At 41.0% G+C, this 12497-nt stretch carries 8 protein-coding genes; 7 read left to right on the top strand and 1 reads right to left on the bottom strand.

The window, feature by feature from the left end:
* Nucleotides 1–2: 2 nt before the first annotated feature.
* Nucleotides 3–1334, bottom strand: a complete 1332-nt coding sequence (locus tag AC1DYB_RS14085) for an APC family permease (protein WP_477435798.1) — start codon at nucleotides 1332–1334, stop codon at nucleotides 3–5.
* 353 nt (nucleotides 1335–1687) lie between these two features.
* Here AC1DYB_RS14085 and AC1DYB_RS14090 point away from each other — a divergent pair, with 353 nt between their 5' ends.
* From AC1DYB_RS14090 to AC1DYB_RS14120, 7 genes are all read left to right on the top strand, one after another.
* Entirely contained in the window at nucleotides 1688–2713 is a 1026-nt protein-coding gene (locus tag AC1DYB_RS14090) for a LacI family DNA-binding transcriptional regulator (RefSeq protein WP_477435800.1), read from the top strand.
* A 640-nt stretch (nucleotides 2714–3353) separates the two neighbouring features.
* On the top strand, nucleotides 3354–6608 hold the full coding sequence (locus AC1DYB_RS14095) for a SusC/RagA family TonB-linked outer membrane protein (protein WP_477435802.1): 3255 nt from the start codon (nucleotides 3354–3356) through the stop codon (nucleotides 6606–6608).
* Nucleotides 6609–6639: 31 nt separating this feature from the next.
* Nucleotides 6640–8133 carry a RagB/SusD family nutrient uptake outer membrane protein gene (locus AC1DYB_RS14100; RefSeq protein ID WP_295715819.1) on the top strand — a complete coding sequence of 498 codons (1494 nt, stop codon included), beginning with the start codon at nucleotides 6640–6642 and terminating at the stop codon, nucleotides 8131–8133.
* 18 nt (nucleotides 8134–8151) lie between these two features.
* The gene (locus AC1DYB_RS14105) at nucleotides 8152–8841 is read left to right on the top strand and encodes a hypothetical protein (RefSeq protein WP_477397535.1); all 690 of its coding nucleotides are present in this window, start codon (nucleotides 8152–8154) and stop codon (nucleotides 8839–8841) included.
* 23 nt (nucleotides 8842–8864) lie between these two features.
* The gene (locus AC1DYB_RS14110; RefSeq protein WP_295715823.1) at nucleotides 8865–9833 is read left to right on the top strand and encodes a DUF5007 domain-containing protein; all 969 of its coding nucleotides are present in this window, start codon (nucleotides 8865–8867) and stop codon (nucleotides 9831–9833) included.
* A 95-nt stretch (nucleotides 9834–9928) separates the two neighbouring features.
* The gene (locus AC1DYB_RS14115; RefSeq protein WP_477435805.1) at nucleotides 9929–10600 is read left to right on the top strand and encodes a basic secretory protein-like protein; all 672 of its coding nucleotides are present in this window, start codon (nucleotides 9929–9931) and stop codon (nucleotides 10598–10600) included.
* Nucleotides 10601–10624: 24 nt separating this feature from the next.
* On the top strand, nucleotides 10625–12497 hold a 1873-nt coding region (locus AC1DYB_RS14120; RefSeq protein WP_477435807.1), incomplete at its 3' end, for a GH92 family glycosyl hydrolase.

A 12497-nucleotide genomic window follows, 5' to 3' on the forward strand; every position in this document is an offset into this window, starting at 1 on the left:
AATTAAGATGTTGAAATTGGTTTTTGGGTGCGTTTGGTAATAAAATATATAACAAGGCCAGCTGCAAATGCACAAAGGCATATGAGGGCAGCCATGGGGTTTTCAATAAAAATTGATATAGTAACAAACCAATAGCTGGTAATAAAAACAACGGGGATTAAGGGATACCATTTAATGGTATATATTCCTGTTCCGTCGAGATATTTAGTTTTTTTTCTCAAAATAAAAATGGATAAGGCGGCCGTTGAAAGTCCCACTGTATCAAAAAACATCACATAGTTCAGCATTTTCTCAAAGGAGTTTACAAAGAACAATATGATTAATACAGCGGCCACAAAAAAGCTTAATCCAAATTCCTGCACCTGTGTTTTGGGGTTGATATGTTTAAATATCGGGGGGAGTATCCCATCCTCGGCCATGGCATAGTAAACCCTTGGGTTAGCCATGATATTTACGTTAATAAACGCAAGTACAGAAACAAACATGAGTAGCGATATGATTTTATAACCCATGGCGCCAAAAATAACGCCGGCTAATGTAGCCGCCAATGCCGGCTGGTGCTGCATACCGCCAATTCCTAAAACTGAATAATAGGCAAAGTTGATGAGCATATACAAACAGATAACAATGATCATTCCCCTGAAAATGGCCTTTGGGATATTAACTTTCGCGTTTATACTGTCGCCTCCAAAATTGATGGTTTGCTGATAGCCGCCATAGGTGAAAAATATAGCTATTAAACTTACGCCGAAGCCGTATATACTGTTATTGCCAATGTGTTTAAATGCATGATGCGCTATAGCAGGTGTAGGGCCTTTAAACACGGCAGCACACAAAACAAGTATCATGCTTATTTTAAACAGGGTAAGTACATTTTGAGTTCGGGCACTCATTTTAATCCCCAGCAGATTTATGATATATAAAATAAGTACAGATGAAATGGAAGTGATCTTTATCCCCATATCATTTTGTAAATCCTTTGGCATAATGATGGGATTTATATATTCTGCACCTATAAGGGCAACTGCGGCTACAGACGCGGCGTTGCTGATCACCAGGATCCAGTTGATCATAAAAGCAAACGCGGGGTGAAAGCTATAGGAAAAAGCCTTATAAAAGCCACCCGTTGTTGGATACCGGGCACCAATTTCGGCAAAAGTGAGGGCCCCGCATAAACTTATTGCCCCACCAAAAAACCAGGCTCCAAAATATAAAAAAGGATTGCTTAAGCTGATAGCTACTTCGGCAGGGGTAGCAAAAATACCCATGCCAATAACCAAACTAATAACGATCATCGACAGATCAAAACGGTTAAGTTTTGGAATTATGCTCATCTTAATTGAAATGTACCGGCTTTAAATTTTTATCATCATGTAATTTGCAAGGTAAGTTAAGATTTTGATAAATTAATATGTTGTTTAGTAAAAGGTTTTATCATTTAGTGAAATTATTGCTTAACATTTAGTGAAAGCAGGTTAATCATTTGTTATATTTAGCCACAGGGCACTAATTGTGGCTATTATAAACCTTAAAGTTAATTGTAAAGCTTTTTTGAAATGTTAAATATTGTTAACCGGGTTTAAGCCGGGGAAGATAATGGCCCTACTGTACTATTAATTTATAATTTTGGAGGTAAGCAGTATTACCCGCATTTATATACCGCAGGTTACCGGAAACTAAAAATAGCATGATCAACAAAAAAATATCAATCAAGGATATTGCAAAGCTTACCAATACCTCTATAACCACAGTATCGTTTGTTTTAAACGGGAAGGGGCGTATAAGTAAAGAGATAAGTAAAAAGATTTTAGATGTGGCCCATAACAATGGTTATGAGCCTAATAGGATGGCTGTTGGCTTGCGCACAGGTGTATCAAAGGTTATTGGGTTGATAGTGGAGACCATAGGCGGCCCATTTTTTGGCGCAATGGCTAAAGTAATTGAGGAAGAGGCCGAAAAAGCGGGCTATGGAGTCATTTACTGTAGTACCAACAATAATATTCAAAAAGGGAGAGATGTGATCAAAATGCTATCGCAGCAATTGGTTGATGGATACATTATAACCCCTATAAAGGGTTTGGAGAAAGAAATACAAAACCTGGTGACAAATGAAAAAGCTGTGGTATTGATAGACGGCTATTTTCCTGATCTAGATATTCCGCATGTGCTGGTTGATAATTATAATAGTTCTTATCATGCTATTCAGTTCCTTATCAACTCCGGGTATCGTAATATTGGATTTGTAACGGCTGATTTGGAGCTAATTCAGCTGCAGGATAGGATGCAGGGATATAAGGATGCATTAAAGGCTGGCGATATAAAGGAAGATAAGAAGCTAATTTTTAAGGTGCCCTTTGATATTGATAAAACGGAGGCTGTAAATGCTATAAAAACATTTATAAAACAGCATAAACAGATGGATGCGGTATTTTTTACGACCAACTATTTGGGCACCATGGGGCTGCAAAGTATCAATGAGCTCAAATTAAATATACCCGGCGACCTGGCTGTTATCAGCTTTGATGATAATGAGATATTTGAGTTGTACCCGCCGGGTATTACTACAGTTAAACAACCAACTTACGAGATCGCCAAGTCGGCAATAGATGTATTGCTGTCGCAAATGAGCAACGAAAAGTACGATATCTCCAAAATTAAACTTCAAATACCAGCAACGCTTGTTGAGCGGGGATCTACGGTAGTGGTAAAATAGTGTTTTTACCTGCGATAATCATTTATGGCAATAAATAGCTGTTTTAGAAGCTTCTATTTATTGCTATTTCTATTTATATGCGTAATTTGAACAAGAAAACTGAAATATTTTAATCATTTTAGTTTTAATGTGTTATTTTTATTGCCATTATATCAAAAATTAATGTTTTTAAATAAAAAATGCGATTAAGTTTTGGTAAAACATTTTACTATATTATATTTGGATTATTCTATTGTTAACTACGTGTGATTATATTGATAAAACGATTTATCTTGAAGGGTTTATCTCTTGATAGAACAGGTAGTTTTAAAAACTAACAATGATCGTTTCTTAACGATTTGAAATAAATATTTGTTCTTTCGGAAAATTGAGCTTTCATTTCCAGTCAGGGTGCATTATTGGATGCGCCGGTTTTAAATTTCTTTTGTGTTTGCCTGGATGACAGCATTTTTGTGCACAAATTGATAAAACGTTTTACCTAGATTGATATATAAATTAATAACCAAAACCAACTGGATGGATAGAAAAACAACTAAAACTTAAAGCAAATAACAGCGCCGCTGTTCAAACCCCTATTACAGTATCGATATGGCATTGCTTCATATCAACAATCATTAACTGCTCATTTTATTAATTAATTATGATTAAATTTTTTTACAAAAAAAAGATCTTTTATTACGCGTGCATAATTCCAATACTACTTGTTTTGGGAGTATCTGCCACGCACGCCCAAACTACCCCGGCTACGGGTACCCAGGTTACCGTTTCGGGTATTGTTAAGGACGCCAGCGGTCCCTTACCTGGTGCTTCTGTTTTATTGGCAGGTTCAACATCAGGTATCTCTACAAATGTTTCGGGTGCATTTACAATTAAAGTTGAAATAGGTAAGTCAATTTCTGTAAGGATGATTGGTTACCTGCCAGAAACTATTAAAATAACCGGAGCTAAATCAGACCTGGTTGTCGTTCTTAAAACAGATCAGCAAGCATTAAAAGATGTAGTTGTAATTGGCTACCAATCTGTAGCACGCAAAACCATCAGTGCGGCCGTTACATCTATTAATCCTAAGGCTATAGCCGATATCCCTGCGCCAACATTGGATGCGCTATTACAGGGACGTGTTGCCGGTTTAAATGTTCAGAATTTTTCTGGCGAGCCCGGGGTACGCAGTAACGTAGTTTTGAGGGGTAACACCGCGGTTAGCCGTAATATTGATAACAATACCGGTACCGCATCAGGAAAGCAAAGCCTTGCAAGAGCTCTTTCTGGTCCACTATACGTAATTGACGGAGTTACGCAAAGCACCGAAGATATAGCCGCCATTAATTATGGTAGCGGAACCAGTACCGATGCGCTTGCGGGTATCCCTATCAGCGATATCGAAAGCATCGATGTATTAAAGGATGCATCTGCGTCTGCAGTATACGGATCACGCGGCGCCAACGGTGTAATCCTCATCACCTTGAAAAAGGGCGTAGCCGGTAAACCAAGGATCACTTTTTCAACCTATCACGGTATAACAGATAAACCTAACTTGGATAAAGTACTTACAGGTGCTGCCGAGACAAGGGCGAAACTTGCGTTGATACAGCATTATGGCAACTATCAAAACTTACAAAGTATTCCACAGATTTTGACCGATACCCTAAATCCGGCCTTTAATAACGCTAACGATTACAGGGGCCAATTATACCAAACAGGGCAGGTTGATAACTACCAGCTATCTATGACTGGTGGTAACGATGTAGTAACCTACCGTTACGGCTTAAACTATTACAATGAAGCTGGTATCATCAAAAAAACAGGGTTGCAACGTTATTCATTTAACAGTACAGTGGGTGTCGCGCTCTCTCCAAAATTGAAGATCAGCACCCAGATCAGGTTTTACAGGGTTGATCGCCCAACTTCATTGAGCGATGTGAGCGGTAACGTAAATCCGTTTACAGGTGGTTATTATGCAAATAGCCCGCTACCTCCTTCAAACTTATATCTATCACAGGATAATAAGGATTTTCTGTTTGGCAGCTCCAACCCATCAACAGATGCTAATACCAATAACAGTATTACCATAAGCCCAACTATCGACTGGAAAATCTCTGATCATTGGTTATTTAATACTGTAATATCCTATGAAAGTGCAGGCAGCCGCAGAGATACCTATACACCCGGCAGTGTTAGGTTAAGTGGTACAGGATATGCATCAAGCTTTGTAGATAACTCTGCCAACTATTTAATGAGTAATAGTTTGCAGTACAGTACAACATTAAATAATGTACACCATATAAATGTGTTGATTGGTCAAAATACCGAGTACCATAACTACAGGGCAACTGATGCGGAAGCGGATGGGATCCCTAATGATCAAATCTCGATTGTAAAAGTGCTAAACAAAGCCAGCTCAACAGCTTACTCAGATTTAATTGAAAGTGGTATTCAAACCGGTTTTTTAAGGTTGAACTATGATTATAAGGGTCGCTATTTATTATCAGGCGTATTTAATGCCGATGCATCTTCAAAATTTGGCGCGGGTAACAGGGTAGGTTATTTTCCTTCAGTATCTGCAGGCTGGATAGTAAGCGACGAGCCTTTTATGAGGGGTACCGAAAATTGGCTAAGCATGTTTAAAATTCGTGGTAGCTACGGTATTACCGGAAGGCAGCCTGATGGTGGCGATAACTATTTATCATACAATACTTATGCTATAGGCGCAGGTGGTTTCTCTGGTAGCAGCAGCCCGCAAACAGGCCAAAACCTTTCTTATACTTATAATGGGGTTGCGGCCATATCTCCTAATTTTAACGGGGGATTGAGCAATAAAAACCTTACCTGGGAGCATTCAAAACAATTTAACCTTGGGGTTGATTTGGCTTTTCTCGACAATAGGTTCAGCTTTACGGCAGATGCCTATGTGAAAAATACCAGCAAGGGTATCTTCTCGCTTCAATTGCCGGTGAGCACGGGTTATACTACTATTGTAACCAACTCTATCGGTACACAAAACAGGGGCCTTGAGGCATCATTCATAGCCCGCTATTTTGCTCCTAAAAGTGCTTTTCAATGGGAAACCAGCTTTAATATTGCCTATAACCAAAATGAAATTACCGCGTTACCCAATGGCGGCCGCGATATTTATTTAGATAAGTATGTTTTAAGGCAAGGACAGCCTATAAACGAATATAATCTGTTTAAACAAACAGGTATTTACAAAACAGATAAAGATGTTCCTATTAATCCGGTAACAGGTCAGCCTTTAAATTTTTATGGTTATCCGTTTAAGGGCGGTGACCCAATATGGAAAGATTCAAATGGCGATGGCACACTCGATCAAACAGATTATGTACCTGCGGGTAATCCAAATCCTAAATTTACCGGTGGATTTGTTAACACATTTAGCTTAAAAAGCTGGACATTATCTGTATTCTGTACATTCACTTTAGGCCGCGATATCTACAATGATTACCTGGTAGGTAAGTTATCGCATCTGGTACCCAATGATGATGGCGATCCTGATCCATATCATGATATAACACATAATGCTTTCCCTGATCTTTCTGGCATCAATTACTGGAAAAATCCTGGTGATGTAGCGCAATACCCTTCTTTAAGTTCGGTAAGCGGAACGCATTATAAATACGCGGCTGTAAGTTCTGCCTGGGTTGAAAATGGCGATTATCTGCGTGTAAAAACTGTATCCCTTTCCTATGGATTTAAAGAAGGTATTTTAAGAAAACTGCATGTAAGTCATTTAAGGGTATATGGAATGGTTGATAATCTGCACATTTTCCAAAAATCAAACGTGCCGGATGCTGAAGAAGTTGACGCTTTTGGTGTGTATAATGGCAGTGGATACCCAATCCCTAAAAAGTTTACACTTGGCCTGGATATAACCCTTTAACATTTTATACATGTTGATAATAAGAAAAGAAATGAAAAAGAACATATTAAAATATACCGCCGGGTTACTATTGGTAACTGGTTTAATAAGTGTTACTTCCTGTAAAAAGATACTTGACGTTGAACCGCATAACTCCACTTTTACAAATGCGTATTTTCAAAATGGTACTGATGCCAATACGGCAATTGCTGGGTCATACGCGTTGTTGCGGTCGGTATTAACCAATAACTACTCATTCCACGTTTATGGCGATGCACCTGCAGGTGAGTTTAGTATCAATTCTGGACAGGATGATGGAAACTATAACATTAGTAACGGCGAATTTACAGGGCTAAATGTTGGGTCTGGTAACTGGAACTGGTTAAACTATTACCAGCTGTTACAGCAAATAAACCTGGTAATTAACAAGGTGCCTAATATTCCTATCAACACCTTTGCCAACCAGGACGAAAAGAAACAGATCATAGGCGAAGCTTATTTTCTGCGTGCGTTTACTTACTTTTATATGAGTAGGGTATGGGGCGCGGTACCTTTGAAGTTAGAACCTGATTTGGATGTTAGTCAGGCCAAAAATATACCCCGCACCCCGGCGGCCGATGTACTTAAGCAATGCCTTGCCGATTTAAAAACTGCCGAAGCTAACCTTGTATTTGGTTACAGCGATGAAAATCAGCGTGCGGTAAGGGCAAACAAAGGCAGCGCTCTTGCTTTGGAAGCACACATTAAAGCATGGATGCATGACTATAGCGGATGTGAGCAGGCTGCAGCACAGGTAATTAATAGCGGTGGTTATCATTTAGTTAGTGATACTTCACAGTTTAGCAAGGTGTTTATTGGTAAATCTGTTGAAGGTATCTTCGAGATCAACATCAGCTATGGCCAAAACGAAGGCGGCTCACTTAATAATCCATATGGAGGGCTTTATGCTCCAACTATTGCATACCCGTTTGTAGCTACCAAGTCAAGTTTACAGTGGCCGGTTAATACAACCTATGTAAATAAGTTGTTCCCGGATACAACCGACCTGAGATATCGGAAATACTTTTTCCAGGCTCAAGGTTCAAACGGGCAAACCATTAAATACTCAAACATTACTTATGCCGATGGTTCTGCCAAGAACGATCCAAGGTTATCTAATAATATCATCATCTTCCGCCTGGCAGATATTATATTGCTTAGAGCTGAGGCGCTGAATCATTTAGGGCGCGATGGAGAGGCAGTAACGTTACTTAACACTATCCGTCAAAGGGCTGGTATTGATAATTATACGGGTACAGGCGATGATCTTAATCGCACTATCCTGGAAGAGCGCCTGCGTGAGCTGTTTTATGAGGGCCAGTCTTTTTATGACCTGGTGCGTACTAAACAAATCAGCAATCCAACCTCAAGTTTTATAGGAGATTATAACGAGCGATTTGATGATGTCAGGATCAATGCGGGCGGCAACTTATGGCCAATTGACCCGGGTATGTTCAAAGATGATTTTGTATTAACGCAAACACCTTACTGGCAAGGGAAATTATAACTATTTAAATAGCATAAAATGAAAACATTAAAAATATTTATACTCACCTTATTTGCGGCAACCGCGCTTTTCTCCTGTAAAAAGGACTATGTTATTGGCGGTACCCCCTTTAATGCTAAGGTGAACATGACTACCTATGATTATTTGAAAACTAATCACGCGTTTGATACCCTGGTGCTTATGATCAATAAAATGCAGCTAAAGGATGAGGTAAACACCAGCGGAACATTTTTCGCGATGACAAATTACTCTATCCACAACTATGTATTGTCTAAGCAAGCTCAGCTGCGTATTACCCAAAACGATGAAAATTTGGTTTACAAGTTTGATGACATTGATTTTGTTGCGCTGAAGGACTCTTTAAAATCATACATGTTTAAAGATAAGTATAGCAGGGATAATCTTACCCAAAAGGGAGTATACGTGCAATCAAAAGATGGCGAAAGGCGCCTGATGCAGTTATTACCAACAACTGATTATACCAGTGGCATTTTTACAACAAACCCGCAGTATATATTCTTTACCAAAGTTGTTCCATTGGTACCCGGTGGTTCGGTACCCACAACTATTGATGGTATAGCGGCGCTGGATAGCCGGCAGTTTCTTTATACACTTTGCCAAACTACCGGTATAATTACCACAACGGGCGTATTGCATGTACTAAGCAATAACCACACATTCACCTATTTTGGTAACATTTCAAATTAATAAACTTTTTAGATAATAAGAAAATGAAAAAAAGTTATAAAATCTTGGCCGTCGCCATAATAGCGACAAGTGTTGTGGCCTGCGTTAAGGCACCTCATGGTTTTTTAAGTGGACAGATCCGTTATCGCGATAGCCCGATACAGGTTCAAAGAGGAAATATTGTGCAAACATCTGCGGTTGATAACGATGGCTCAAGCGCGCCGGTAACTTATAGGTTATTGGATATAAGAGATGCTGTTACTCATAAACATGCAGATTCACTGTATAAAAATCGCGACAGATATGTTTATATAGAGCAATTTGACCCAAATGTAGATACCACGGTAGCTTTACTAAATAGCCGCCGTAAAATTGTTAGCTCACCAACTTTCGAGTTTAACGAACATACAGGTGGGTTTACCTTTTTCGGTACTACCGCTAACGCGCCTGCGGGATCATATGAATTTGATATCGCTGCAACTAACGAGAACGGTACAAAGAATATCAAAAACGTGGCCACTTTTAATTTGTACGATGGCCCCGTTGCCGATATTGATCAGGGAGGAAGTGCATGGTTTGCCGACGGCACAACCACCAACGGAGATCTTGGCCAGCCGAGTGTTACCGTAACCAAATTATCGCCCAAAGGCACATTGGCTATCTTAAAGATAGTTGATAAAAATGGAGTGCCGTTTAACCCTAAAAAGAACGAATACATTAAACGTGGTGATAGAAGTGATTTTACAACCTTTGCAAAGTTTCACCCGGTTATAGTTTCTGATACATCTTTAACTTGTAATTTTGAGGTTATTCCTTTTCCATACCAGGGAGCGGCGCAGGGATTTTTAATGTATTACCGTATCCCCGGGCAATTTGTAAAGATCGATCCGGGTTTTACGCCAACTTCAGGTAGGAATTATAGTTACAACCCAAGGTTTTCTGTAAGGGTTTCGCAGGAAGGTACTTATTTAATCACGGTTAAATTAAAACACGCTACCCGCGATCCTATTTAAAAACAATACCACAACAATAATCCCGGTACAATCCTGTTAACTTGATTGTGCCGGGTATTTTCAACCTTGATTAATATAAAACAATACATAAAATAATGAAGAGAATATTTTTTTTGAACGTAATTGGGGTTTTTGCATTTTGTGCCGCCGGTCATGCCCAATCAACCGAGGTAATTAATAAAAACGGATACAAGCTAACGGTCATAAACCAGGATGCAGCTTTTGATAAAGCGGAGATAGCTAAACTCGAAGAAACCTTTTTTGAAGTATATCCAAAGCTTGAAAAAGAATACAATAAAAAAGTTACTAAAAACGTAACCTTTGTTATTGATACCGCCTATGATGGCGTAGCTGCAACAGCAAACGCACGTGTAGTATTCAGTTCAAAATATATGACCAAACATCCTAAAGATATTGATGTAGTTACCCACGAGGTGATGCACATTGTACAGGATTACGGTGATAGCGCTGGTCCGGGATGGTTAACCGAGGGCATTGCTGATTACGCCCGTAATAAATTTGGTGTTGATAATGCAGGTGCGCACTGGGCATTGCCTGAATTTAAATCTACGCAAAATTATGATAACGCTTACCGTGTTACCGCCCGTTTTTTGGTTTGGACTGAAAAAAATTACAAAGCAGGTGTGGTAAAAACCTTCGATAAACAATTACGCGACCACACCTTTACAGATGATAGCTGGAAAAAAGAAACCGGCAAAACACTTGACCAACTTTGGACGGCTTATGCTGCCAATCCAGCTATATAACAATTAGCTCTCTTTACAGATAAAATGAAGAAATTTCTTTTTGCATTACTTTTAAGTCCGGCAATTTCCCTGCAGGCGCAAACCCACCCCTCCGAAAACCTGGTCCAGTATGTCCGTCCGATCATCGGCACGCAGCGGATGGGACACGTATACCCGGGCGCGACGGTACCCTTCGGGATGGTACAGCTGAGCCCCGAAACCGATACGGCAGGCTACGAGCTGAACGGTAAATACAACCCCGATGTATACAAATACTGCGCGGGCTACCAGTACGATGATAAAACGATCGTCGGTTTCAGCCATACCCATTTCAGCGGCACCGGCCACTCCGACCTGGGCGACTTTTTAATCATGCCGACCGTAGGCCAATTAAAACTCAACCCCGGCACAGCCGATAAACCAGGCAGCGGCTACCGGTCCGGCTTTTCGCACCAGAACGAAGTAAGCCAGGCCAATTATTATAAAGTAAAGCTGGATGAAAGCAATATCACCGCTGAGATGACCACCACGGCAAGAGTGGGCTTTCACCAATATACCTTTCCCAAATCCGACCAGTCGCATATCGTCCTGGACCTGATGGCGGGGATCTATAATTACCCCGATAAAAACGTGTGGACCTACCTGCGGGTACTGAACGACAGCACGGTGATGGGCTACCGGCAAACCAATGGCTGGGCCCGCACCCGCACCCTGTACTTCTCGATGAGCTTTAACAAAGCCTTTTTTAAACACGGCTACAAAAAATACGATAAACGGGAAGTGTACGGCGGTTTCTGGGGTAAATTCAACCAAACTAAAAATTTCCCCGAAATAGCCGGCAAACAGCTCCGGGCTTACTTCGATTTCAAAACCGAAGCAGGGGAGAAAATCAAAATCAAATTCGCGCTGTCGCCGGTAAGCATGGCCGGGGCGCTGAACAACATGCAGGCGGAAATCCCGGGCTGGGACTTTGAGCAGGTAAAAGCCGATGGGCAGCAGCTTTGGGAAACCGAACTGCATAAAATCGAGATCCAGGGTAATCAGGAGATCAAAGAAAACTTTTATACCTCGATGTACCATACCATGATCAACCCGACCATGTATATGGATGCCGACGGACAGTACAAAGGCATAGACCAGAACATACACAAAGCCGAAGGCTTTACCAACTATACCACCTTTTCACTTTGGGATACCTACCGGGCCCTGCACCCGCTGTTCAACATCATTGAACCCCAAAGGAATGCCGATATGATCCAAAGCATGCTGGCCCACTATGACCAGAGCCCGGAACATATGCTGCCCATCTGGTCCAACTCGGGTAACGAGAACTGGTGCATGAGCGGCTACCATAGCGTAGCAGTCATCGCCGACGCGGTGGTTAAAGGCAATGTGCACTTTGACGCGAACAAGGCGCTGGATGCCTGCGTGGCTACAGCCAAACACCGGGACTATGAAGGCATTGGGGAGTACATGGATAAAGGCTATATCCCCGATGAAAAAAGCGGCGTATCGGTATCCTCCACCCTGGAATATGCCTTTGACGACTGGGCCATCGCCCAATTGGCCAAAAAGCTGAACCGGATGGAGATCTATAACGAATTTATCAAACGCTCGGAAAACTATAAGAACGTATACGACAAAGCTGCGGGCTTCATGCGTCCCAAACTCAGTAACGGCAGCTTTAGGAAAACATTCGATCCGCTGAGCACGATCAATGAAGGCTTCATCGAGGGCAACAGCTGGAACTATACCCTTTTTGCCCCGCAGGACCCCAAGGCATTGATTGAGTTAATGGGCGGGAACAAAAGATTCACCACCTACCTGGATTCCCTGTTCACGATGAACCTGCCGGATAAATACTTTGCTGAGACAGAAGACATCACCCGGGATGGCATCATCGGCAATTATGTACATG

Source organism: Mucilaginibacter sp. P2_A4, assembly GCF_056405015.1.